Below are 23,874 nucleotides of genomic sequence, written 5' to 3'. Positions count from 1 at the left end.
TCTAAAAAACAGCGTTTTAATTTATTTTAACTATAAATTATATAAAAAAAACCTTTTTAAAATGCTTTACCAAAAAGCCTTTTTTATATTTGTTATAACATAGATTATGAAAAAAAAGAAATCAAAAAAAATATCAAAAAAATTACTTCACAAGTATCGTTTGGTCATATTAAACGAAGAGACTTTTGAAGAAAGACTTGCTTTTAGACTCACACGTTTAAATGTATTTGTATTGTTAGGTGTTTCATCTATAGCACTGGTAGGTTTCACCATTTTGTTAATTGCTTTTACTCCTTTAAGGGAATACATACCAGGTTATTCTTCAACAGCTTTAAAAAAGCAAGCAGTAGAACTTAATTATAAAACCGATTCTTTACAACAAATTATTACATACAACGATAAATATTACGCTTCTATAAGAAAAGTTTTAAAAGGAGAAGTAAGTGCTGTTCAGATTAATAGAGATTCTATAATAGAAGCTGCCAAAATAGATGCAAGTGAAATCGATTTATCTGCAAGTAGAGCAGATTCTATTTTAAGAGCAAAAGTAGACAAGGAAGATAAATATAGCCTTTTCGAAACAGCAAAATCTAAAACCAATTTCGTATTGTTTCCACCTGTAAATGGAGAGATTAGTGAAGAGTATAATGCAGAAGAAAAACATTTTGCTGTAGACATAGTCGTTGCTAAAAACACTCCTGTAAAAGCCACAGCAGATGGTACAGTCGTTTTTTCGGAATGGACTGCAGAAACAGGATTTGTTATCTTAATAGAGCACAGTTATGGCTTATTATCCGTTTATAAACATAATGCTACGCTTACCAAAGAACAAGGCGATTTAGTAAAAGCAGGCGAAGTAATTGCAACCTCAGGAAATACTGGAGATTTTTCTACAGGGCCACATTTACATTTCGAATTATGGAGTGATGGTTATTCTGTAAACCCAACCAATTTTATAGATTTTAAGAAATAGTGAAAAGAACAACTCAAGTATTAACAAGTGTTGTAATTATTTTAATATTTTTTTCATGTAAAAAGGAAGAGGTAAATACTTTTAATAGTAAAATTACTTCACAAGAGCTTTTGAACAAAACTGAAGCATTTAGCAGTAAAACAGTAGATTTATACAGGATTAATTATAAATCTGATGGTTTAAACATAAAAGGATTCATTGCAAAACCAGCACAACACAATACCAATACAAAATTACCAGCAATAATTTTTTGCAGAGGAGGAAATAAAGATTTTGGAACAATAACAGAAAACAGTTATAAATACTTTAATTTTTTAGCTTCGCAAGGCTATGTGGTATTAGCTTCACAATTAAGAGGAAATAAATTTAGTGAAGGCATTGATGAGTTTGGAGGCAAAGATGTAAACGATATTTTAAAACTAATTTCTATAGCAAAAGAATTAAACTTTGTAGAAGCAAAAAACATTCATATTTTAGGTTATTCTAGAGGAGGAATGAATGCTTATCAAGTTTCTAAATTAACAGATAACATTAATAGTATTGCTGTTGTTGGTGCACCAACAAACCTTTTTAAAGGCGCTAAATTTAGAAACGAAATGTACCATAAGGTTATGAAACCATTAATTGGAGATTCTATTCAGTTTAGAGAAGAATACATTAAAAGGTCATCTGTATTTTGGCACGATAAAATAAACGAACCCATTTTAATCCTTCATGGAAGTAATGATTCTAGAGTTGTAGTCGATGAAGCACAACAGATTATAGATTCGCTAATAGTATCTAATAAACAAGATTTTAAATTCGAAATATTTGAATGCGGAAACCATGGCTTATCAAACTATAACCAAGAAAGGAATGATTTAATTTTTAATTGGTTTAAAACACATAATAAATAATGTTATCATTAAAAGCAGCTTTAGCAAAACCGTTTGCAAAACGAGTATATAAAAAGGTTCAAAAATGGGCTAATAATCCGGTAGAAACTCAAGAGAAAGTCTTTCGAGGTTTAATTAGAGGCGCTTCTCAAACTGCATTTGGAAAAGATCACAGTTTTAATACAATAAAATCTCATGACGATTATATAAAGCATGTTCCTATTCGCGATTACGAAGCATTAAAACCGTATGTTGAGAGAGTAGTTGACGGAGAAGAAAATATTCTTTGGAAAGGGAAGCCGTTATATTTTGCAAAAACCTCGGGTACTACTTCTGGTGCAAAATATATTCCTATTACTGCAGAGAGTATGCCTAACCACGTCAACGCAGCCAGAAATGCAATCTTATTATATATCCATGAAACTGGAAACTCCAAGTTTGTAGATGGTAAAATGATTTTTTTACAAGGCAGTCCAATTTTAACAGAACAAAATGGAGTGCAATTAGGAAGACTGTCTGGTATTGTAGCGCATTATGTTCCAAAATATCTTCAAAAAAACAGATTGCCATCATGGGAAACCAATTGTATTGAGGATTGGGAAACCAAAGTAGATGCTGTTGTAGACGAAACATTAAACCAAGACATGACTATTATTTCTGGTATTCCATCTTGGGTGCAAATGTATTTTGAAAAAATTCAAAAGAGAACAGGTGAAAAAGTTGGTGATATTTTTAAAAACTTCAACCTCTTTATTTTTGGAGGTGTTAATTACGAACCTTATAGAGCAAAGTTCGAAAATTTAATAGGTCGAAAAGTAGATAGCATAGAGTTGTATCCTGCAAGTGAAGGTTTCTTTGCTTTTCAAGATAAGCAAGAGGAAAAAGGGATGTTGCTTCAGTTAAATTCTGGAATGTTTTACGAATTTATTTTAGCTGAAGAATTCTTTGAAGAACATCCAAAACGAATGACCATAAAAGATGTCGAGCTTGGAAAAAATTACGTTTTAATAATCTCTACAAATGCAGGGTTATGGGCTTATAATGTTGGCGATACAGTTATGTTTACAAGTATAAAGCCGTATCGCGTTATAGTTTCAGGACGTATAAAACATTTTATTTCAGCCTTTGGAGAACACGTTATTGGTAAAGAAGTAGAGCACGCATTAAAGGAAGCAACAGATGGCACATCGGTTAGAATAAACGAGTTTACGGTTGCACCACAAATTAACCCAGAATCTGGCTTACCATATCACGAATGGTTTATTGAGTTTGAAAACGAACCAGAAAATATTTCCGCTTTAGCGAAAAAAATAGACCAGGCTTTACAAAAGCAAAATAGCTATTATTTTGATTTAATTGTAGGTAAGGTTCTGCAACCTTTAAAAATTTCGGTAATTCAAAAAAATGGATTTCAAAATTACATGAAATCTATTGGTAAGTTAGGCGGACAAAATAAAATTCCACGTCTTGCAAACGACCGTAAAATTGCAGACGCTTTAAAAATAGAAATAATACGTAAATAATACTATCTTTGCGAGCTAAGGAAATTTCATGAGTAAGATAAAAAAACACGAAAGAACAAGAGCGCAGGAAAGCTCGAACGCAATTGAAAGAATGTACATTACGATGAGACATTTATTTAATCGTGGGTTCTATAAGCCTATGGGTATTTCTGGTGAAACTTTACGAGAAGCTCTTTTGGTTTTAAGACCTGAAATTTATGGATCTATTGCAGACGAAAAAGCAGAATTAGAAGGTCTTTTATACGTTATAGATAGGCTTCCAATAGGTATTGAAGAGTGTCGTTTTATTAATCTTACAAGCGACGAAGGTTATGCCGACTCTCATTTTGAGGCTATTATTCCACCAAAAAGAAGACGTAATTGCTACCGTATAGACGAGGAGCAAATGAATATTGAAATTACACGCGGACGCAGTGAAATCTATGATATTTTAACACACTTAACTTTTTTGTTTGTAGAATCTCATAAAATATTTAAACGCGTAGTTGTAGACGATAAAGGAACTACAACTAGAGATTGGATTAAATTAGAGACAGCAGTTTTAAGTAAAAAGAAACTTACTAAGCAAGAACGCGAAATAGCGATTACACATACAGCTAATATTTTAGGACGTACTTTTAAAGAACTTAGCGATGTTTATACTGTTTTTGCAACCACAAAACATCCAGAACGATTATTAGAAATTGTTTATTGGTTAGGAAAACTTGCAATAGACGAGGTTATAAATAACAACAAACGTACAGTTACATTTAGTCCTGTTTTACGCGAACGCTTAGGGCATCATATTCATGGAGAACGTTGGGCAGATACTATAAAAGAAACACTAAAAAGCAACGGTTTACTTTCAAGGCCTATCCATATTATTAGTGCCAACTTACATAGTGTTATGAACACGTTGTATGCTCCACAAGCACTAAAAGCATTAGCCTCTAAAAAAGATATATTTCACGTTTACGAAGATTTAAGTAGTTCGGAAAACGAAAGCTTGCGAAATAAAGTAACACAAAAAGCGTTACAGCAAGGAATGATTTATATTAAAGATACTTCTGGAACTAATATTAATGTTCAGATTTTTGATACAGCTAAATTAGATTTAAGCCTTACAGACCTTGGAATTAAAAAAGCTGATAAAAAAGGTGAAGAGCCAGTGCTTTTTGTAATGGATTATGCATTTGGAGAGCAAGCTTACGAAACTATAGACGAGTTTTTAAAGCCATATGGAGATGGTAAAGAGAAAACACATTTAAATATAGAATCTATCTCAATTATGGGAAAAGCCGGGATTCTAGAAGGAGGAAAAGGAGATATAATGATCCCTTCGGCACATATTTTTGAAGGAACAGCAGATAACTATCCATTTAAAAACGAGCTTAATAAAGCAGATTTAGAAGGACAAGGTGTTGCTGTTTTTGAAGGAAGTATGATTACTGTTTTAGGAACATCGCTTCAAAACAAAGATATTTTAAAGTTCTTTTACAATTCTACATGGAATGTTATTGGTCTTGAAATGGAAGGAGCGCATTATCAAAAAGCAATACAAGCAGCATCAAAAGTACGCGGTAGCATTAATCCCGACGTAAAAGTAAGATATGCTTATTATGCTAGTGATAATCCATTAGAAACAGGAGGTACATTAGCTTCAGGAGGATTAGGTACGTCAGGTGTTAAGCCAACATACTTAATAACTAGAAAAATATTACAACAAATATTTAATTAATAAGACTAATATAAATCATGAGTCAAGAATTACCATCGAACAAAAATACTAATGAAGAGGTCGATTTAATAGTGTTTTTTAATTTAATAGGAAACGGAATCAATAAAGTTTTCCTTTTTATAAAGTCTATATTTGTTTTTATTTACGGATTATTTATTTCTACATTAAGAGAAATTTTCTTAAACATTAAAATAATTATTGGAGTTGGAATTATAGCAATAGTTATAGGTTATGCCTTAGACTCTCAAAAAGAGAAAGTGTTTTATTCTGAGATGTTTGTCGTTCCAAAATTCCAATCTAAATATGAATTAATTAATAATATAAGTTATTATAACTCTTTAATTAGAGTTAAGGATGTTGATGAATTATCTAATCAGTTTAATATAAATGAAAAAGAAGCACAATCTCTTATTAATTTTGAAGTTGAAATAGGACCAGAATCTAAAAATGAACAATTAGAAAGTTTTAATGGCTTTTTAAAAACATTAGATAGTGCTACAAAAACAAAAATTACTTTTGAAGCCTATTTAGAAAATAGGAACCTTTACACGGCTAATATCTTTTTATTAAGAGCACGTTCTAAAAATTATAAAATTTTCAAAAAATTAGAACAAGGGCTTTCAAAATCTATAAATAATGAGTTTTCTAATCTTGAAAAGAAGAAGAGAGATTCTGTTTTAGTTTTAGAAAAAGAAAGTTTAGAACAGACCTTAGATGAAATTAAAAAAATGAAAAACACTTACTTGGATATTTTGAAAAAAGAGTCTGAGAAAAACACAGTGTCTTCTAATTTAGCTAATTCATTGGGGTTACAAGTAGAAAAAACAGAAACAAAAGAAGCAGAATTATTATCGAGAGAAATTGAAATTTTAAATAAATTGAATGCTCTTAAAAAAGAATTAGTAGTTAATGATGTGATTTTTTCTAAAATATCATCTTTTAAAGAAAAAGGACTTTTAGAAGATGTTTGGTATAGGAAATTTAAAATAATAGTGCCATTTTTAGCATTAATTATTTTAGCTTTAGCAACTTCAATATTTAAATTCTATAAACACGTAATTAACTATAAATAGTTCTTAAAAAAAGTATTTTATAAATGAAAGAGAATAACAATCAAGAATCAAAATCAAGTAATGAGGAAGTAGATTTAGTAGTGTTTTTTAACCTTATAGGCAAGGCTCTAAACAATGTTTTCACTTTTATTACATTTATACTTAAGTCTGTTTTTTCTGTTCTAATTTACACAATTAAGACTTTTGTAAATAGTTGGAAAATTATTTTAGGAGTAATATTAATTTGTTTTGCAATAGGTTATGCGCTAGAAAGAACAAAGCCTGTTTTGTATCAATCTGAAATGTTAGTCAAACCTTATTTTGATTCTAAATTTCAATTAGTTAATAATATAAGTTTCTTTAACGCATTAATTGCTAACAAAAACTATGAAGAATTAAGTAAAATTTTTAATTCTGAGAATACTCCTAATGTTGTAGTTGAAGATATTAAAGGGTTTAAAATAGAACCAGGTCCAGAAACAGAGAATGATAGAGTATTGCAATATCAAAGTTTTGTTAGAGAATTAGATAGTTTTGGGCGTCAGCAAGTAGATTACGATAGGTTTATAGAAAATAGAAGTATATATTCTGGTAGTATTTTCTTAATAACAGCAAAATCAAATAAAAAGGATATTTTTAAAAATTTATCTTTTGGAATCAATTCGGCATTCACGAATGAGTATTCTACTTCAAAAAAGAGAAAAGATACATTACTTTATAAAATTCAGAGAAATAATATAGAAAACAGTTTGAAGCAAGTAGGGGAACTTCAAGAAATTTATATTAGCGCACTTCAAGATCAAGCAAAAAACCCTATTCAACCAGTTCAATTTGGAGAATTGTTAATGACAAAGGATAATAAAACAGATACCAAAGAGTATGCTTTATTAGATAAAGAATTAGCATTAAGAGACCAATTAAGAAGGTTAGATGAGAAAAAAATTACAGAAGATGTTTTTGTTGATGTTATTACAAGTTTTCAGCCTGTAGGTCATCAAAAAGTAGAACTACTTAATAGGTACTCAATCGTTTTTCCGTTTTTAGGTTTTATCTTATTATGTTTATTCTATGTCGTTAAAAGAGTTGTAATTTATGCTAAAAATTATGAAGACTAGTACTATTTTAATAACAGGCGGTGCTGGTTTTATAGGATCTAACTTTATACCTTATTTATTAGAAAATAACAAGTTCTTAGAAATTGTTAACTTAGATAAGTTAACTTATGCTGGAGATGTTTTAAATTTAGAAGAGGTATCTAGCAATAGTAATTACACTTTTGTTCAAGGAGATATTTGTGATAGATCTTTAATTGAATCACTATTTAAAAAATATAATTTTCAAGGTGTTATACATTTTGCAGCAGAATCTCATGTAGATAACTCAATTAAAAATCCCGGAGCTTTTATAGATACTAACATTACAGGAACCTTTAATTTAGTTGATGTAGCAAAAAAATACTGGATGTCTGGGCCTAACCAAGTAAAAGCAGAATTCAAAGAAGCTAGATTTCATCATATTTCTACAGACGAGGTTTATGGAACACTTGGAGAAACAGGTTTATTTACGGAGGAAACACCATACGCACCAAACAGTCCGTATAGCGCATCAAAAGCAGCGTCAGATTTTATTATTCGCAGTTATTTTCATACTTATGGTATGAATGTGGTTACAACTAATTGCTCTAACAATTATGGACCTAAGCAACATGATGAAAAATTAATACCTACTATTATTAGAAAAGCTATTTCTGGTGAGAATATTCCAATTTATGGAGATGGTAAAAATATTCGTGATTGGTTGTATGTCTTAGATCATTGTAAAGGGATTGAATTAGTATATAAAAAAGGTCGTATAGGAGAAACATATAATATTGGTGGAAGAAATGAAAGAGATAATTTACATATTGTAAATGCAATTTGTGAAATTTTAGACAAAGTACAGCCAGCTACAAAATCTTACAAAGAACAAATTACCTTTGTAAAAGATAGACCAGGACATGATTTTAGGTATGCTATTGATGCAGATAAGCTTGAAAGAGAATTGGGTTGGAAAGCAGATGAAAATTTTGAAACAGGAATAAAAAAAACATTAGCTTGGTATTTAAAAAAATATAATACATAGAATGAAAGGAATAATATTGGCAGGAGGATCAGGAACACGTTTACATCCATTAACATTGGCGGTAAGCAAACAGTTGATGCCTATTTATGATAAGCCAATGATCTATTATCCTTTGTCTACATTAATGTGGTCTGGAATAAAAGATATTTTAATAATTTCTACGCCACACGACTTACCATTGTTTAAAGCTTTATTAGGAGACGGTAAGAAATTTGGGTGTAATTTTGAATATGCTATACAGGAAGCTCCAAACGGACTAGCAGAAGCATTCATTATAGGAGCAGATTTTATAGGAAATGATAAAGTAGCACTTATTCTAGGAGACAATATATTCTATGGTACAGGTTTAGAAAAGCTACTACAGGAAAATAATAATCCAGAAGGAGGTATTATTTATGCTTACCATGTACACGATCCAGAACGTTATGGTGTGGCAGAATTTGATAACAATGGGAAAGTAATTTCTATTGAAGAGAAGCCAGAGAAACCAAAATCTAATTTTGCAGTTCCTGGAATTTACTTCTATGATAATGAAGTTGTAAATATTGCTAAAAACATTAAGCCTAGTCAAAGAGGAGAATTAGAAATAACAGACATTAATAAAGAGTATTTAAAGCAAGGGAAATTAAAAGTAAGCGTATTAGATAAAGGAACGGCTTGGCTAGATACAGGTACATTTAAATCGCTAATGCAAGCATCGCAATTTGTCCAAGTAATTGAAGAAAGACAAGGTTTAAAAATAGGAGCGATTGAAGAGGTTGCTTATAGAATGGGTTATATTAATAGATCTCAATTAGAAGAACTTATTAAGCCATTAGTTAAAAGTGGCTATGGCAAACATCTACTTAGTATTTTAGAACACTAAATCAATAGTTAAATGAATGTTTTAGAAACTAAATTAAAAGGCTGTTTTGTGATAGAGCCGAAAATTTTTGAAGATAAAAGAGGTTATTTTTTCGAAAGCTTTAATTTAAAGCAATTTCAAGAACTTACGAAATCTAATACTGTTTTTATTCAAGATAACGAATCCTATTCTACTAAAGGAGTTTTAAGAGGATTGCACTATCAAACAGGTAAATACGCACAAGCAAAATTAGTTCGTGTTGTAAAAGGCAAAGTCTTAGACGTTGCCGTAGACTTAAGAAGAGATTCTAGAACATATGGAGAACACTTTTCTATAGAACTTTCCGAAGAAAACAAAAAACAACTATTCGTACCTAGAGGATTTGCACATGGATTTATTGTGTTAAGTGAAACAGCTGTTTTTTCTTATAAATGTGATAATTACTACAATAAAGGAGCCGAACAAGGTATTATTTTTAATGATAAAGATCTAGATATAGATTGGCAATTAGACGAAAATGAATTTGTAGTTTCTGAAAAAGATGTTATCCTTTCAACATTTAAAAAAGTTGTACTTTAATGAAAACAAAGGTTTTAGTAACAGGGGCAGATGGACAATTAGCACAAACAATAAAAGCATTGTATAGTGATAGCAATGAGGGTATTGAGTTTTTTTTTGTTAATAAAAATGAGTTAGATATTACAAACCTTACTGCTGTTTCTAATCTTTTTTCAAATATTAATTATGATTATTGTATTAATTGTGCTGCATATACTAATGTAGAACAAGCTGAGGAATCTACTGATTTAGCTTACAAAATAAATGCAGAAGCAGCAAAATATCTAGCTGTTGCCTGTGAAAAAAATAAAACGATTTTAATACATATATCTACTGATTATGTGTTTGATGGAAAGAAGAGATCACCCTATCTTGAAACAGACAAAACTAATCCAATAAATCATTATGGTAAATCCAAATTAAAAGGAGAACAATACATATCTACAATATTAAAAGAGCATTTTATTATTAGAACATCATGGTTGTACTCTAGATTTGGTAAAAATTTTGTAAAAACAATAACAAAAAAAATCAAAGAGAATGCCGATTTAAAAATTACTACTGCTGAAACTGGTACTCCTACAAGTTGTACGGATTTAAGCTGTTTTATATACACAATAATAAATACCAAAAGCAATAATTATGGCCTTTATCATTTTAGTAATGAAGGGCAATGTACATGGTATGATTTAGCCGTTGAAATTGCAAAGAATTTGAATTCTTACAACAAAAAGAAACTAATTCCTATAGACGGTTTTAAAACAAAAGCAAAGCGACCTGAATATAGTGTTATGTCGAAAGATAAGGTTCGCTTGAATTTTGATTTTTCCCAAAATAATTGGATTGATGCATTAGCTCTGAGTTTAAAGGACTTTTAACGATAAATGTTATTTTCGTTACAATCTAACAGCAGAACATTATAAATATAGTATTTTTGCAAATACAAATATCTCTTTTTGTGTAAAGAAAATATTAGCTTTTAATTTAGAAATAAATGAAAAAAAAAATAGCCATTATTGGTTTAGGATATGTAGGACTTCCTTTAGCAGTAGAATTTGCGAAAAAGTATCAAGTTGTAGGATTTGATATAAATCAATCACGTGTAAATGCTTTAAAATCAGGTCACGATAGTACTTTAGAGGTCACCGATTCTAATTTACAAGCTGTATTAAATAAAACAGAAGAGAAGGGATTAACTATTTCAACAGACATTAGTACTATAGCTTCTTGTGAAGTTTATATAGTAACAGTTCCAACACCTGTAGATAAAAACAATAGGCCCATTTTAACACCTTTAATAAAATCTTCCGAAGCAATTGGAAGCGTATTAAAGAAAGGAGATATAGTAATATATGAATCTACTGTTTATCCTGGAGTTACTGAAGATGAATGTGTGCCAGTATTAGAAAATATTAGTGGATTAAAATTTAATAAAGACTTTTATTGTGGCTATTCTCCAGAACGTATTAATCCGGGAGATAAAACACATACTGTAGCTAATATTAAAAAGGTTACTTCTGGATCTACTCCTGAAATAGGAATAGAAGTAGATAATTTATACAATTCAATAATAACAGCAGGAACACATTTAGCACCAACAATTAAAGTTGCAGAAGCAGCAAAAGTTATAGAAAATGCTCAAAGAGACATTAATATCGCTTTTGTTAATGAACTAGCAAAAATTTTCAACAAATTAGATATAGATACTCATGCAGTATTAGAGGCAGCTTCTACAAAATGGAACTTTTTGCCATTTAAGCCAGGTTTAGTTGGAGGACATTGTATTGGTGTAGATCCATTTTATTTAGCGCAAAAAGCTCAAGAGGTTGGATATCATCCAGAGATTATTTTAGCTGGACGACGCTTAAATGATTCTATGGGAGAATTTGTAGCAACAGAAGTCTTAAAACTAATGGTAAAGAATGATATTGCTATAAAAGACGCGAAAGTTTTAATGTTAGGAATTACGTTTAAAGAAAACTGTCCAGATATTAGAAATACAAAAGCAATTGATGTCTATAAAGCATTAACAAACTTCAGTATGAATGTTGACGTTTATGATCCTTGGGCATCTAGTGATGAAGTTTTATCTGAGTATAATTTTTTGAAAACAGATTCTCTAAAAGAAGGTTATTATGATGCAATTGTTCATGTTGTATCTCACAATGAATTTTTAGATTTAGATTTAGAAAAATTGAAAGCTAAAAAGGCTATTGTTTACGATGTAAAAGGTACTTTGAATAGTGCAAAAATTGATAAAAGACTATAAAATGAAAAGAATACTTTTTCTTGTTTTTTTAACTTTTTTAGTGTCTTGTAAAGAAGATAAAGCTCCAAATAACAAAGTTGAAACTAGAACTAAAATAACTCCAAAACAAAGCATTTTTAAAATTAGTTTAGAAGGTGTTTTTAGTAAAAATGACTACATTCTTTTCTTTTATGAAAATGAAGAAGGTAAAGGGTTTGATAAAAAGAATAAATTAATTAAAGGATTTAAAGGAAGTCCTGAAAAACAAACCGTAACACTTACGCTTCCTGAAGATGAAAATTTTTACAATTTCAGCCTTCATATTAGCGATAAAATTGGTCAAGAGATTACAATAGACAAACTTACTATTACGGATAATTACGATACAATAGAAATAAAAAAGGACTCGTTGTTTTATTATATACATCCAAACGATTATATAGAAATGCATGAAGATGGTAGCTTTAATTTAATTACAAAAGAGAAAAACGGTAAACATTCATATAATCCTATTTTTAAAGCCAAAAAAAAATTAAAAAATAAATTAAAATTCATATAATGTATCAACAACAATATCACGAGTCTGAGATTAATAATTTAAGTTTTTTAGTAACTGGAGGAGCTGGTTTTATTGGATCAAATTTAGTAGAATACTTAGTTAAGTATAATGCTAAGAGAATTGTTGTTTTAGATAACTTTGCTACAGGTCATTTTCATAATATAGAAAAGCATTTATCTAACAGTAATGTTACGCTAATAGAAGGTGATATTAGAGATTTAGAGACTTGTAAAAGAGCTGCAGAAGGAATTGACTATGTATTTCATCAAGCAGCATTAGGCTCTGTGCCAAGGTCGATAGAGAATCCAATAACTTCTAACGATGTTAATGTTTCTGGATTTTTAAACATGCTTGTAACTTGTAAAGATTCTAAAACAATTAAAAGAATGGTTTATGCTGCATCTTCTAGTACATATGGAGACAGTCCTAATTTACCTAAGGTAGAAGGTGTTATAGGTAAGCCATTATCTCCTTATGCTGTAACTAAGTATGTTAACGAACTTTATGCAGATGTTTTTTATAAAACGTATGGTGTAGAAACTATTGGATTAAGATATTTTAATGTTTTTGGACCTAAACAAGATCCAGAAGGTGCTTATGCTGCAGTAATACCAAAATTTGTAAGTCAGTTTATTAATAAAAAAGATATTATTATTAATGGTGACGGAGAACATTCAAGAGACTTTACTTTCATAGAAAATGTTGTACAAGCTAATGTTAAAGGTGCTTTGTCTAACAATCCAAAAGCTGTAAATCAAGTTTATAATGTAGCATTCGGAGAGAAGATTTCACTTAATAATTTAATTAAAACAATAAAAGAAGAGCTCTTAAACCTCGATGTTTCAGTTGAAAAAACAAATGTAATTAATGGTCCAGACAGACCAGGAGACGTTAAACATTCCTTAGCAGATATTTCAAAAGGAAAGGAATATATAAATTATCAACCATTGTTTTCTTTTAAAGAAGGTATAAAACAAGCTACAGAATGGTATTGTCTAAACTTAAAGAAATAAAAATAGGCCTGCTAGGCGTGTTAAGTTTAGTATATGCTTTTTTATTGCCTTTTAATCAGGTAGTATCTACTATTTTTTTAATGTTTTTTTTGGGTGTTTCTATTTTAAAAGTTAAAAAAAAAGATTTAATTATAAATAAACAAATATTACTTCCAGTAGTAATGTATGTCTTACTAGCATTATCTTTTCTATGGTCTTCCAATATTAATTTACAATTTTTACAAAAATTCGCACTTTTAGTATTTCTACCAATATTGTTTATTCTAAATGGCTATGGGTTAACAGAGGAGCGTAAAATCGTTATTTTAAAATCTTTTGTTATTGGTTGTGTCTGTTCTGTGTTGTATTGTGAAATTTATACCACATATAGAGCCGCGGTATTTTGGCCTACCGGCTTTCATGCTGTGGTGCAACCGGGACATACCTTACTTCAATCTATGAGTCAAGGAGGGAATCTTTATTTTGGCAAATATTTTTCAAGTATCCACACTCCTATTTATGCCTCGTCATTTTTAATATTAGCATTTTTTACGTTGCTTTATTTACCTTTTAAGAATAAAACAATTAACTTCTTATGCGGTTTAATACTAATGCTTGGTGTTTTTCAAATATCAAATAGATCGTCTTTATTAATACTTATATTTTTAATATTAATATACCTATTTAATAGGGTAAAAAAGAATGGATCTACAAAAATAAAAGTTATAGCATCTATTTCATTTGCTTTATTTGTTTTTGTTATTTTTCTAAACCCAAGGCTAAATACAATGATTAAAAGTATTTATGAAACTGGAATTTCAGTAGATCCTGAAGCAAAATCTACGTATGGAGTAAGGGTTTTAGTATGGGATGCTGCATTAGATTTAATAAAGCAATCTCCTGTTATTGGTCACGGTGCAGGTGGACAAGATTATTTATATGAATTTTATAAAAGCAAAAACTATTTAGGAGTTTTTAAATCAAAACTTAATTCTCATAACCAATACTTAACCACCTTCCTAGAAATTGGTGTTTTTGGGTTTGCACTTCTTGTTTTAATGATTTGGAATGTTTTTTCTGCTAAAAACATTAAAGATTTACGATTAAAAAAAATAAGTCAAATATTCTCACTTATTTTTATGATTTCAATTTTATTTGAGTCTATGCTTCAGCGTTACTCTGGATTATTGTTTTTTTGTTTTTTTTACTGTTTATTCATATCTAAATCATCTTCTAACCTACCTTCTAATAAAGAGATTTAATGAAAAAAACATCTGCTTTATCGGCTATAATATCAGCTCTTTCTATTTTAATAAGTACTATAATCGATAAGGTTATGGCTTTTTATGCAGGATCAGAGGGTTTAGTATTAGTTGCGCAGTTTAAAAATGTTTTTTCTATTTCAAGAACATTTGCAAATGGAGCTTTAAATGATGGTGTTGTAAAGTATACCTCAGAATTTAAAGATAAACCTATTGTAGATAAATATATTGATACGGCATTAAAAATAACTTTAATAGCTTCTGTTGTATTTGGGTTAGTTTTGGTAGTGTTTTCTAAATCAATATCAGAATTAGTTCTTTTTTCAAGCGAGTACTATTACTATTTTATAGCATTAGGTGTTAGTTTACCCATAATTGGTTTGTATGATGTCTTAATGTCTATTATACTAGGTTTCAAGGATATTAAAACTTATTTCTCATTAAGTATTAAAACGCTTGTGTTAAGCTTAGGAGTAACAGCATTTTTAACTTATTTTTATTCGTTTGAAGGAGCTGTTTTTTCAATAATACTACAGGTTATATTTGGATTAATTATTTTAATAATTTATGCTAAAGATTATAGAGGACTTGTTTTTAAATTCTTTAAGAGTAAGCTAGATATTAATATATTTAAAGGCTATAGTAAATTCTTTTTAATAACTATATCCGTAATGGTAATCAGCCCATTGTTTTTAATGGCTCAGCGGGAAATAATAGTAAATCAAACAGATATCTCTATAGCAGGATATTGGCAAGCGATGTTTAGAATTTACTGTGTTAGTGTGGTTTTTATTCAAACCACACTGAGACGTTTTTTATTGCCAGACTTATCATCTAAAACAGATGGTGTTTTAATAAAGAAATCTATAAATAAAACAGTTAAATTAGCTTTACCAGTTTTAATTTTAATGATTATAGGATTAAGTATTTTTAAAGAGTTTATTATTGAAGTGTTATTTTCTAAAGACTTTTTTGCCATCAAAGAAATTTTTGAATACACTTTGTTTATTGGAGTTTTAGAAATTTTAAGTTGGGTGTTTTCAGTTTGGATGATTTCTAAAGGAAAACATAAAGCATATTTTACAGCAACAATACTTTATGGTGTATCGAGTTTATTTTTTACATTTATATTAGTAGGAACATATAGTTTAAAAGGCATACTTTATGCTTTTTTTATAAGTAAAATAATTAAGTTAACATATAACTCTATTTATTATAAAGTAACAACGTCTAGAAGCAATTGAAAAATATTAATTTAAATAATTTAGTAAAGAATCTATTTGTATTATACTCAGCCATCTTTATGGTTGTGAATACAAACATAACGGGTAATCTAAGTTTTTTAGATTTAGGCTTATTTTTTACAACAGTTTTTTATACAATAACATATAAGTCAATAAAGATAAAGTTTAGAACATTTAAAATAATCATTGTTTTAAACGCATTTTTATTTTTAGCTATAATTCCATTACTATGGACAGGAAATAAAGTACAGTCCTTACTGTATTATGGTCAAGTTGTATTTGCATTTAATATAATTCCTTTATTTATAGATCGTTTAATACAAATAAATGCTTACGAAAAATTTCTTAAGCGTATTCATCAAACTATTTATGTTGTCGCTATACTTTTCGTGATTTTCGCAGTTCTACACTTTAAATATGGTGAAGGTTCTTGGCTGTTTTTTGGACTTAAAGGAAATCATAGATTGGCTTGGGGAGATGGTTTTGTTGGGAATGATCTTACACAATTCATGGTGTTAGGTTTTTTGTTAAATGAACACTTTATTAAAAGCAAGAAAAAGAGAGGATGGCTATCTATTTTTATTTTCCTTGTTTTTTTATTAACCTTATCCCGTACAATGCTTCTTGTAGGAGTAATTTATTTCTTTCTTCGTTACACGAAAAAAACTATACTTTTTGGATCTTTAATTTTTAGCATATCAATTATTATACTTTCTTTAAATATTTCATATCAATCAGAATCAAGGTTTGATAGGCTTCTGGATTTCAAAACTTCAGCCACAAAAAAAGGTGGTAGGTTATCTACTTATACACATGTTATTGAAAACACAGTAGATTTTGTTTTTCAACCAGTATACGGGCAAAGTGATAATTTAAAAGGAGATTTAAGAACAAAAGGTGTTCACAAAATGTCCAGTGTGCATAATATATTATTATCTGTACTTGTGAATTTTGGACTTTTTCCTTTTTTATTTTTATATATAACTGTCTTTGCAGTATTAATGAAAATAATTTATAATAGAAAGTTTTATAATTTTAATACCTTCTTTATCTTTTTACTGTTAATTTTTATAGTAATTTCTTTAAATGCATTCATGTTATCTCGTGCATTATGGATGCCTATTTTTATTATATTAAGTTTTTTAGATAAACAAAGACAGGATTCAAAAATAAAAATTACTCAATAATGGATAAGAAGAAAACCATTGTGCATATTATACCAAATTTTAACTTTGGTGGTGCTGAGATTTATTTATTAGATGTTTTAAAGCATATTAATAAAGAAAAGTATAATATTCATATAATTACTATTAGACCAAATATAGAATGGTTTAAAAAAGAATTAGATATTATTGAAGGTTTAACAGTTCATACTTTAAATATAAAGAGTTTAATGAATGTTAAATGGGCTTTAAGTTTAGGGAAGATTATAAAACGATTAAAGCCAGATATTGTTCATTCTCATTTAAACCTTTCAGTTTTAGTAGTTGGTTTTTTAAAGAAATTTATTAAAGCTCCAATATATGTTGCAAGTCAACATTCAGTATATAGGGAAAAAACATTTTACTATAAAGTTCTTAAAAAAGCAATGCTTTCGAACGATGTCTTACTAGCAAATTCAAAATTTACAGAAAATTATTTAAATGAGATTAAAGAAAATAAAAACACAGATATTAGAACAATTGTTTTAGGTGTAGATTTTAAAAGATACAGCTTCAATTACAATAGAAATGCAATACTTAAAGAACTTGGTCTTCCTGTAGAAGGTAAAATTGTTGGAAATATAGGAAGATATAAACACCATAAGGGACATGTCTATTTAATAGAGATGTTTCAAGAAGTATTAAAAAAAGAAAAGAATACACACCTATTATTAGTAGGAAGTGGGGCACTAAAACAAGAAATAATTTCTTTAGTTAAAGAAAAAAAAATAGAAACAAATGTAAAGTTTGTGGATGAAACAAAAAATGTTTCAAAATATTTAACGGCATTCGATTTATATTGCTCTACATCAGTTTCAGAATCTTTTGGAATATCAGTACTAGAAGCTATAATGTTTAATATACCTATTGCTTCATTTAATACCGATGCAATACCGGAGTTAGTTATTGATAATAAAACAGGATTGCTTGCAGAAAAATTAAATACAACAGATTTAGCAGAAAAAGTAATAGCACTTTTGAAAGATGGTGAAAAAAGAGCTAATATAAAAATGAACCAAAAAAGCTTTGTAAAGGATTACACAATACAAAGTCATTTGCTTAAATTAGAAAAATTTTACGATAATATTACTTTTTTAAAGTAAAGTATACATTAGAAATAAAGATATTCTTATCGAAGATTAAGGCTGATTTTTTTTAAACTTTAAAGGTAACTTTATATTCTATTTATAAAGAAAAAAATGTATGAACAAAAAACCAAAACTGATTAGAATTACAACTATTCCAGGTTCTTTAAGAGGATTGTTAACAGGTCAGTTGGCTTTTATGAGTAATCATTTTGATGTTATAGGAATATCATCAAAAGGAGAGGTCTTAGACGAAGTTGGAGAGAGAGAAGGAGTGAGAGTTCTACCTGTTGATATGACGAGAACAATCTCGCCTTTAAAAGACTTAAAAGCTGTTGTACAGCTTTACAAAATATTAAAAAAAGAAAAACCATTAATTGTTCATACCCATACGCCCAAGGCTGGTACTATTGGTATGTTAGCGTCAAAATTGGCAGGTGTACCATATAGATTACACACAATAGCTGGATTGCCTTTATTAGAAGCAACTGGAAAAAAAAGAAAAATCCTGGATATAGTTGAAAAAATAACATATAGTTGCGCAACTAAAATCTATCCTAATTCCAGCGGTTTAAAAAGTATCATATTACAAAATAAATATACAAAAGAATCCAAACTAAAGGTAATTGGAAAAGGAAGTTCCAATGGAATAGATACAAGTATATTTAATCCAGAGTTGTATAGATCAAACTCAAAAAAAGAATTAAAACAGCAACTTAATATTTCAGAAAAAGATTTTGTATTTGTATTTGTTGGAAGGATTGTAAAAGACAAAGGAATAAATGAGTTAATAGAATCGTTTAAAGAGTTGTCTCAACAATTTAATAACATAAAATTATTATTAGTAGGAAGTTTTGATAGTAATTTAGATCCTTTAAAAGTTGAAAATCAAATTGAATTGAATAATAATCCTGCTATTATTTCTGTCGGGTATCAAAAAGATGTACGGCCTTATTTTTCAATATCAAATGTTTTAACTTTTCCAAGTTATAGAGAAGGTTTTCCTAACGTAGTATTGCAAGCAGGAGCAATGAACTTAAATAGCATTGTAACAAATATAAATGGTTGTAATGAAATAATACAAGACGGATATAATGGCTTTGTTATTCCTCCAAAAAATAAAGAGCAGCTTTTTAATAAAATGAAGTGGCTGATTGAGAACCAAGAACAGAATGAATTAATGTCAGCAAATACGAGAAAAAATATTTGTGATAATTATGAAAGAAAATATATTTGGAACGAAATACTTAAAGAATATAATACAATAATTAAATAATGGATTCATATTTTTTTGTACCAGGAAATCGAGTTCATAAACTCGATTCAATTAAATCTCTAGGGGTTTCTCAAATAATTATAGATCTAGAAGATGCTGTAAAGTTTTCTGAAAGAGAAGAAATTTTTAAAAAATTTAAAAATACTGAGAATCTAAAACAACATTTTGTTAGAATACCATTATTTAACGAAAAGGAGGTCTTAGATCTTCATTTTTTAAATAATTTCATAGCATTAGGTTATACAAAATTTGTATTTCCAAAACTTAATAGCTTTGAAGAGGTCTCTAAAGTGTTTAATAGTATTAATAATATTAACCTTCAAGTAATTTTATTAATAGAAACACCAAGATTATTTTTAGAAGCTAAAGAAGTTTTGCTTACCTTTAAAAGGTTTGTAACAGGAATTGGTATAGGTAGCCACGACTTTATGTCTGTAGTAGGCGGAGAACATAGTCTTAAAAATTTAGAGTTCCTTAGACAGCAGCTATTATATTTAGCAAGAATGATAAACATTACTGCTATTGATATAGCATCAATGAATTTAAATGAAGAAGAAGCATTTAAAGAAGAAGTACTAGATGGATTTAAAAAAGGCTACGATGCAAAATTCTTTATACACCCATGGCAGTTCAAAACATATCAGGAATTAAAACTATATAGTAAAGAAGAATATATTTGGGCTACAAAAATATTAACAACGCTAAAAGAAGTAGGAAGCGAAGAAGAATTTAATCCTATAGTTATAGATGGCGAAGTAATAGAAAGACCACATTTAAATAAAGCAAAGAAAATTAACAAGTATTATAAAAAATGAAACCAAGCAATTTAGGTAATTATTTTGAAGATTTTATAGTTGGAGAGACAGTAGAACATTCTTTAACAAAAACAATTTTTGAAAGCGACAATAATTTTTTTAGTTTATTAACGATGAACCATCATCCAGTTCATTTAAGTTTAGAACATGTTAAAAATCATCAACATGGAAAAATTTTAGTAGTTGGAACATTAGTTTTTAGTATAGTTGTAGGTATAACAGTACCAGATATTAGTGGTAAAGCAATTGCTAATCTAGAGTACGAATCTATAAAACATTTAGGGCCAGTATTTATTAACGACACAATTTCAGCTAAAACAACCATTTTAGATAAATGGGAAACAAAATCAAAAAAAGATAGAGGAATTGTATACGTAGATACTGTTGCTTATAATCAAAATAATGAAGCCATATTGAGCTTTAAAAGAAAAGTATTAATTCCTAAATCGGTCTAAATAATGAGTGACTATTTAATGCGTAGTTTAATGTTTGTGCCAGCACATTCTAATAAATTATTAGATAGTGCAATGCGTACAAAAGCAGACGTGCTACTTTTCGATATTGAAGACTCAGTTCAACCAGTATCCAACAAACAAGTTGCTAGAGATAAAGTAGTCGACTATATAAGGTCTGGAAAATTTAAAGGAAGAACAATTTTTCCTAGAATAAACGACAGAGAAAGTGGGCAACTACTTAAAGATGTACTAGCTCTAACAATAGATGGAATAGAAGGGTTTATGTACCCAAAAGCTAAAAGAGGAAGAGATATTTATTTTTTTGATAAACTTTTAGAAACCATAGAATACGAAAAGGGTATTGAAAAAGGAACCTTTAAAATAATACCACTTATAGAAACAGCATCTGCAGTAATGAATGTAGAAGAAATTTGTAAAGCTTCTAGTAGAGTTGTTGCAGTAGCATATGGATCAGAAGATTTTATTACAGATCTTGAGGGTGTTCATGATGAAGAACACGTAAGTTTATTTACACCTAGAGCTTTAATAGCAATGGCAGCAAGAGCAACTGGAGTTATACCAATAGATACTGTACACGTAAGAGTTAAAGATTTAGAAGATTTAGAAGTAAATCTTAAACTATCAAGAAAGTTAGGGTTCGAAGGAATGCTAGTATTAAACCCTATGGAGTTACCATTAGTACACCAATATTATTCTCCTACTGAAAAAGAAATTATACATTCAAAAGAAATATTGAAGTCTGACGAAGAAGCGAGGAAAAATGGTGTTGGTGTGGCTATAATAAACGGAAAATTTATAGGGCCTCCTTTTGTAGCTAAAGCAAAAAAGATATTGAAAAAAAACGAAAACATTATTAAAATAAATGGATAAAGTAATAATTATAGGAGGTTCAGGCGCTTCAATAGTAATAGGTGAAGCTATAAATCACGCAAAAAACAAATTTAATTTAGAAGCAGAATTTGTAGGTTTACTAAATGATGCAGAAGATGAAGAGATTAGAGGTTTTCCTGTTTTAGGGAAATTAAGTGATGTAAGTAAATTCGTAGCTCAAGGTTATAAGTTTTTATTTACAATATATAAAATGGGAGGACAACCAGAAAGAATAGAGTTATTTAGGTCATTAAATATACCAGAAGAAAATTTATTTACGTTTGTTCATCCTTTAGCTTTTGTTTCTCCTTCAGTTCATTTAAGTCCGGGATGTGTGGTAATGCCTAATGCTAGTATTTCTTCTGGTACTAAATTAGGACATTGTTCTCTTGTAATGAGTAATACCTCAATAGGTCATGATAATGACATAAAGGAACATTGTTTTTTTACAGCAAATAGCTGTCTAGGTTCTTATTTAAGTATAGGAATAGGTGTTTGGGTTGGAATGAATGCTACATTAAGAGGTAAACAAACAGTAGGTAATTATTCAGCAATTGGTATTGGTAGTGTTTTGGTTAAAGATGTTCCTGAAAATCAGCTATGGCTAGGTAATCCTGCTAAGTTTCATAAAAATGTTTCAGAGAAAATTACTATGTAAATATGTATAGGTATATAAAACGTTTATTTGATTTGTTTACAGCATTAACGCTTTTGTTAATGTCTTCTCCATTCCTTATAATAATTATTATAATTTTAGCAATTCACTTTAAAGGAAGTCCAATTTTTAAACAAAAAAGATTGGGCTATAAAAATGTTTCTTTTGAAATATATAAACTTAAAACAATGCGAGATTTATTTGATGAAAAAGGAGTTCCACTTCCAGATATTGATCGTATAACTAAATTAGGTGCTTTAATTAGAAAATTATCTTTAGATGAAATCCCTCAAGTAATTAACGTTTTCAAAGGAGAGATGTCTTTCATTGGTCCAAGACCTCTGTCTGTTAAAAATTATCCGCTTTATACACCAAGAGAAATTTTGAGACAAGAAGTTAAGCCAGGCATAACAGGTTTAGCTCAAGTAAATGGGAGGAACCATTTAGCATGGGATAAACGTTTAGAATTAGATGTTGTTTATTATGAAAATATGTCATTCTCTATGGATGTAAAAATTTTAATTAAAACCGTGAAAAATGTGATAATGCAAAAAGATATTGCTGTAACACCTCAGTTTAAATCTATTATTAAAAGTCGAACAACAGTTTATAGATAATTATTATGTTTATAGAGTTATTAAATATAAAACAAAATAATGCTCGCGTTTTTAGAGATGATTTATATCCTTCATTAGGAGGAGGTAATAAAGGGAGGAAAATGCATAATATAGCAAAAGACATTACCTTAAAAAATGCCAATGCTATTGTTACTACGGGTGGAATACAATCTAATCATTGTAGAGCAGTAGCCATATACGCAGCACAAAATAATATGAAGTGTTCTTTAGTTTTACATGGAGATAAGGATAGGTTCTCTTTAGAAACAGGAAATGCTATGATTATGAGATTGTCTGGTGCTAAAATTATTTTTGCTGACGATAGTACTAAAATTGGATCTCTTATGGATATGGAAATGAATAAATATAAAAAGAGTGGTTTTAATCCCTACTATATTTGGGGAGGAGGTCACACTTTAGAAGGTGGAGAAGCCTATGTTAATGCTATTGGAGATTTATATAATTATACTTTAAAAGAAAACTGGGTTCCAAGTTATATATTTTTAGCATCTGGTACAGGATCAACTCAGTCTGGTATTTTGGCAGGTTTAGATAAATTTAAGTTTACAAAGACTAAAGTTATAGGTGTTTCTGTAGCTAGGAAATCTGAGCAAGCTGAATTAATAGTGAAAGACTTTTATGAAGAAATCTGTGAGGCTAATAATATTGAATTTAATGATAATGAAGTAATTGTTTTGGATGATTATTTATGTGGAGGATATGAACAAAGCAATAAAGAACTTAATGAAATTTCTGGCAAATCTATCTTAAACTATGGGTTCGTTTTAGATAAAACATATTCAGGTAAAGCATTTTATGGTATGTTAGATTATATAAAAAAAAATAATATAAAAGAAAATGTACTTTTTTGGCATACAGGCGGAGTATTTAATTTTCTAGCACAATAATT

The 23,874-nt window shown here is 29.0% G+C and carries 24 protein-coding genes; all 24 read left to right on the top strand.

The features are described from left to right. Window positions 1-106 precede the first annotated feature (106 nt). The 24 genes from Q0935_RS05105 (at window position 107) to Q0935_RS04990 (ending at window position 23,872) form a co-directional block, all read left to right on the top strand. Complete coding sequence (locus tag Q0935_RS05105) at window positions 107-973, top strand: M23 family metallopeptidase (RefSeq protein ID WP_299382998.1); 867 nt, start codon at window positions 107-109, stop codon at window positions 971-973. Beyond that, a complete protein-coding gene (locus tag Q0935_RS05100; protein WP_299382995.1) occupies window positions 973-1,869 on the top strand; it encodes a prolyl oligopeptidase family serine peptidase in 897 nt (298 codons plus the stop codon). Before Q0935_RS05105 ends, Q0935_RS05100 begins: the two co-directional genes overlap by 1 nt. Continuing rightward, window positions 1,869-3,371, top strand: coding sequence for a GH3 auxin-responsive promoter family protein (locus Q0935_RS05095; RefSeq protein ID WP_299382993.1), 1,503 nt, complete (start codon window positions 1,869-1,871; stop codon window positions 3,369-3,371). The genes Q0935_RS05100 and Q0935_RS05095 overlap by 1 nt, the downstream gene beginning before the upstream one ends. Before the next feature lie 28 nt (window positions 3,372-3,399). Further along, entirely contained in the window at window positions 3,400-5,088 is a 1,689-nt protein-coding gene (locus Q0935_RS05090; protein ID WP_299248707.1) for a hypothetical protein, read from the top strand. 17 nt (window positions 5,089-5,105) lie between these two features. Then, on the top strand, window positions 5,106-6,161 hold the full coding sequence (locus Q0935_RS05085; protein ID WP_299382988.1) for a hypothetical protein: 1,056 nt from the start codon (window positions 5,106-5,108) through the stop codon (window positions 6,159-6,161). A 23-nt stretch (window positions 6,162-6,184) separates the two neighbouring features. Then, window positions 6,185-7,255: a hypothetical protein gene (locus Q0935_RS05080; RefSeq protein WP_299382986.1), complete on the top strand. Its 1,071-nt coding sequence runs from the start codon at window positions 6,185-6,187 to the stop codon at window positions 7,253-7,255. Then, window positions 7,245-8,261, top strand: a complete 1,017-nt coding sequence (rfbB, locus tag Q0935_RS05075) for a dTDP-glucose 4,6-dehydratase (protein WP_299382983.1) — start codon at window positions 7,245-7,247, stop codon at window positions 8,259-8,261. The genes Q0935_RS05080 and rfbB overlap by 11 nt, the downstream gene beginning before the upstream one ends. A gap of 1 nt (window position 8,262) precedes the next feature. After that, entirely contained in the window at window positions 8,263-9,126 is an 864-nt protein-coding gene (gene rfbA / locus Q0935_RS05070; protein WP_299248718.1) for a glucose-1-phosphate thymidylyltransferase RfbA, read from the top strand. A gap of 12 nt (window positions 9,127-9,138) precedes the next feature. Beyond that, window positions 9,139-9,684, top strand: coding sequence for a dTDP-4-dehydrorhamnose 3,5-epimerase (gene rfbC / locus Q0935_RS05065; RefSeq protein WP_299248721.1), 546 nt, complete (start codon window positions 9,139-9,141; stop codon window positions 9,682-9,684). Next, a complete protein-coding gene (gene rfbD / locus Q0935_RS05060) occupies window positions 9,684-10,541 on the top strand; it encodes a dTDP-4-dehydrorhamnose reductase (RefSeq protein ID WP_299382980.1) in 858 nt (285 codons plus the stop codon). Before rfbC ends, rfbD begins: the two co-directional genes overlap by 1 nt. Window positions 10,542-10,657: 116 nt before the next feature. Further along, on the top strand, window positions 10,658-11,932 hold the full coding sequence (locus Q0935_RS05055; RefSeq protein ID WP_299382977.1) for a nucleotide sugar dehydrogenase: 1,275 nt from the start codon (window positions 10,658-10,660) through the stop codon (window positions 11,930-11,932). A gap of 1 nt (window position 11,933) precedes the next feature. Beyond that, complete coding sequence (locus tag Q0935_RS05050; RefSeq protein WP_299382975.1) at window positions 11,934-12,470, top strand: hypothetical protein; 537 nt, start codon at window positions 11,934-11,936, stop codon at window positions 12,468-12,470. Then, window positions 12,470-13,483, top strand: a complete 1,014-nt coding sequence (locus Q0935_RS05045) for an SDR family oxidoreductase (RefSeq protein WP_299248733.1) — start codon at window positions 12,470-12,472, stop codon at window positions 13,481-13,483. The genes Q0935_RS05050 and Q0935_RS05045 overlap by 1 nt, the downstream gene beginning before the upstream one ends. Next, window positions 13,462-14,724, top strand: coding sequence for an O-antigen ligase (locus Q0935_RS05040; protein ID WP_299382972.1), 1,263 nt, complete (start codon window positions 13,462-13,464; stop codon window positions 14,722-14,724). The genes Q0935_RS05045 and Q0935_RS05040 overlap by 22 nt, the downstream gene beginning before the upstream one ends. Further along, a complete protein-coding gene (locus Q0935_RS05035; protein WP_299382969.1) occupies window positions 14,724-15,968 on the top strand; it encodes a hypothetical protein in 1,245 nt (414 codons plus the stop codon). Before Q0935_RS05040 ends, Q0935_RS05035 begins: the two co-directional genes overlap by 1 nt. A gap of 65 nt (window positions 15,969-16,033) precedes the next feature. After that, window positions 16,034-17,155: a hypothetical protein gene (locus Q0935_RS05030; RefSeq protein ID WP_299382966.1), complete on the top strand. Its 1,122-nt coding sequence runs from the start codon at window positions 16,034-16,036 to the stop codon at window positions 17,153-17,155. After that, a complete protein-coding gene (locus Q0935_RS05025; RefSeq protein WP_299382963.1) occupies window positions 17,155-18,273 on the top strand; it encodes a glycosyltransferase in 1,119 nt (372 codons plus the stop codon). The genes Q0935_RS05030 and Q0935_RS05025 overlap by 1 nt, the downstream gene beginning before the upstream one ends. Before the next feature lie 100 nt (window positions 18,274-18,373). Continuing rightward, the gene (locus Q0935_RS05020; RefSeq protein ID WP_299382960.1) at window positions 18,374-19,531 is read left to right on the top strand and encodes a glycosyltransferase family 4 protein; all 1,158 of its coding nucleotides are present in this window, start codon (window positions 18,374-18,376) and stop codon (window positions 19,529-19,531) included. Beyond that, complete coding sequence (locus Q0935_RS05015; protein WP_299382958.1) at window positions 19,531-20,346, top strand: aldolase/citrate lyase family protein; 816 nt, start codon at window positions 19,531-19,533, stop codon at window positions 20,344-20,346. Before Q0935_RS05020 ends, Q0935_RS05015 begins: the two co-directional genes overlap by 1 nt. Beyond that, window positions 20,343-20,801, top strand: coding sequence for a MaoC family dehydratase (locus Q0935_RS05010; RefSeq protein WP_299248754.1), 459 nt, complete (start codon window positions 20,343-20,345; stop codon window positions 20,799-20,801). Before Q0935_RS05015 ends, Q0935_RS05010 begins: the two co-directional genes overlap by 4 nt. 3 nt (window positions 20,802-20,804) lie before the next feature. Beyond that, complete coding sequence (locus Q0935_RS05005) at window positions 20,805-21,692, top strand: CoA ester lyase (protein ID WP_299382955.1); 888 nt, start codon at window positions 20,805-20,807, stop codon at window positions 21,690-21,692. Further along, window positions 21,685-22,350, top strand: coding sequence for a hypothetical protein (locus tag Q0935_RS05000; RefSeq protein ID WP_299382952.1), 666 nt, complete (start codon window positions 21,685-21,687; stop codon window positions 22,348-22,350). The genes Q0935_RS05005 and Q0935_RS05000 overlap by 8 nt, the downstream gene beginning before the upstream one ends. 2 nt (window positions 22,351-22,352) lie before the next feature. Beyond that, complete coding sequence (locus tag Q0935_RS04995) at window positions 22,353-22,964, top strand: sugar transferase (RefSeq protein ID WP_299382949.1); 612 nt, start codon at window positions 22,353-22,355, stop codon at window positions 22,962-22,964. A gap of 5 nt (window positions 22,965-22,969) precedes the next feature. Further along, entirely contained in the window at window positions 22,970-23,872 is a 903-nt protein-coding gene (locus tag Q0935_RS04990) for a 1-aminocyclopropane-1-carboxylate deaminase/D-cysteine desulfhydrase (protein WP_299382947.1), read from the top strand. The last annotated feature ends 2 nt before the right edge of the window (window positions 23,873-23,874 follow it).

Source organism: uncultured Lacinutrix sp., assembly GCF_947500605.1.
GTDB lineage: Bacteria > Bacteroidota > Bacteroidia > Flavobacteriales > Flavobacteriaceae > Lacinutrix.
The sequence above is the reverse complement of the archived record's forward strand: the minus strand, read 5'-3'. Positions and strand labels throughout refer to the sequence as shown.

Excerpts from the sequence above, each read along its gene's own strand:
- Q0935_RS05105 (WP_299382998.1), top strand. The coding sequence starts at position 107 with ATGAAAAAAAAGAAATCAAAAAAAATATCAAAAAAATTACTTCACAAG.
- Q0935_RS05095 (WP_299382993.1), top strand. The coding sequence starts at position 1,869 with ATGTTATCATTAAAAGCAGCTTTAGCAAAACCGTTTGCAAAACGAGTA.
- Q0935_RS05090 (WP_299248707.1), top strand. The coding sequence starts at position 3,400 with ATGAGTAAGATAAAAAAACACGAAAGAACAAGAGCGCAGGAAAGCTCG.
- Q0935_RS05085 (WP_299382988.1), top strand. The coding sequence starts at position 5,106 with ATGAGTCAAGAATTACCATCGAACAAAAATACTAATGAAGAGGTCGAT.
- Q0935_RS05080 (WP_299382986.1), top strand. The coding sequence starts at position 6,185 with ATGAAAGAGAATAACAATCAAGAATCAAAATCAAGTAATGAGGAAGTA.
- rfbB (WP_299382983.1), top strand. The coding sequence starts at position 7,245 with ATGAAGACTAGTACTATTTTAATAACAGGCGGTGCTGGTTTTATAGGA.
- rfbA (WP_299248718.1), top strand. The coding sequence starts at position 8,263 with ATGAAAGGAATAATATTGGCAGGAGGATCAGGAACACGTTTACATCCA.
- rfbC (WP_299248721.1), top strand. The coding sequence starts at position 9,139 with ATGAATGTTTTAGAAACTAAATTAAAAGGCTGTTTTGTGATAGAGCCG.
- rfbD (WP_299382980.1), top strand. The coding sequence starts at position 9,684 with ATGAAAACAAAGGTTTTAGTAACAGGGGCAGATGGACAATTAGCACAA.
- Q0935_RS05055 (WP_299382977.1), top strand. The coding sequence starts at position 10,658 with ATGAAAAAAAAAATAGCCATTATTGGTTTAGGATATGTAGGACTTCCT.
- Q0935_RS05050 (WP_299382975.1), top strand. The coding sequence starts at position 11,934 with ATGAAAAGAATACTTTTTCTTGTTTTTTTAACTTTTTTAGTGTCTTGT.
- Q0935_RS05045 (WP_299248733.1), top strand. The coding sequence starts at position 12,470 with ATGTATCAACAACAATATCACGAGTCTGAGATTAATAATTTAAGTTTT.
- Q0935_RS05035 (WP_299382969.1), top strand. The coding sequence starts at position 14,724 with ATGAAAAAAACATCTGCTTTATCGGCTATAATATCAGCTCTTTCTATT.
- Q0935_RS05025 (WP_299382963.1), top strand. The coding sequence starts at position 17,155 with ATGGATAAGAAGAAAACCATTGTGCATATTATACCAAATTTTAACTTT.
- Q0935_RS05020 (WP_299382960.1), top strand. The coding sequence starts at position 18,374 with ATGAACAAAAAACCAAAACTGATTAGAATTACAACTATTCCAGGTTCT.
- Q0935_RS05015 (WP_299382958.1), top strand. The coding sequence starts at position 19,531 with ATGGATTCATATTTTTTTGTACCAGGAAATCGAGTTCATAAACTCGAT.
- Q0935_RS05010 (WP_299248754.1), top strand. The coding sequence starts at position 20,343 with ATGAAACCAAGCAATTTAGGTAATTATTTTGAAGATTTTATAGTTGGA.
- Q0935_RS05005 (WP_299382955.1), top strand. The coding sequence starts at position 20,805 with ATGAGTGACTATTTAATGCGTAGTTTAATGTTTGTGCCAGCACATTCT.
- Q0935_RS05000 (WP_299382952.1), top strand. The coding sequence starts at position 21,685 with ATGGATAAAGTAATAATTATAGGAGGTTCAGGCGCTTCAATAGTAATA.
- Q0935_RS04995 (WP_299382949.1), top strand. The coding sequence starts at position 22,353 with ATGTATAGGTATATAAAACGTTTATTTGATTTGTTTACAGCATTAACG.
- Q0935_RS04990 (WP_299382947.1), top strand. The coding sequence starts at position 22,970 with ATGTTTATAGAGTTATTAAATATAAAACAAAATAATGCTCGCGTTTTT.